1 pseudogene is annotated in these 367 nt (G+C 54.8%); it reads left to right on the top strand.

The features are described 5' to 3' along the window. A pseudogene (locus L972_RS08265) lies at positions 1 to 332 on the top strand (integrase core domain-containing protein); the annotation flags it as partial. Positions 333 to 367: the final 35 nt, after the last annotated feature.

Here is a 367-nt window from a genome sequence, read left to right as displayed (position 1 = left end):
CGCCCTGACCATCATCCCTACGAGCTGTTCCTGCAACTGGAGGGGATTGAGCACCGGACAACCAGGGTGCGCAGGCCGCAGAGCAACGGCTTTATCGAGCGACTGCATTGCACACTGCTGGATGAACACTTCCGTATCAAGGGGAGAACGACTTGGTATGAGTCGGTAGAGCAGATGCAGACAGAGCTGGATAGCGATCTGGAACACTACAACACCCAGCCAACACCCAGCGGCCACATCAGGACAGGATGATGGAGGGTCAAACCCCCTACCGCATGTTCAAGAAGGGTCTGAAATTGATACCGAAGGAAGTACGCTCTAAGGTAGCGTAAACAAGACACCGGTTTGAGGCCGGTGTCAGGTGATA

Origin of the sequence: Aeromonas sp. ZOR0001 (assembly GCF_000801015.1) — a bacterium.
Classification (GTDB): Bacteria; Pseudomonadota; Gammaproteobacteria; order Enterobacterales; family Aeromonadaceae; genus Aeromonas; species Aeromonas veronii.
The sequence above is the reverse complement of the archived record's forward strand: the minus strand, read 5'-3'. Positions and strand labels throughout refer to the sequence as shown.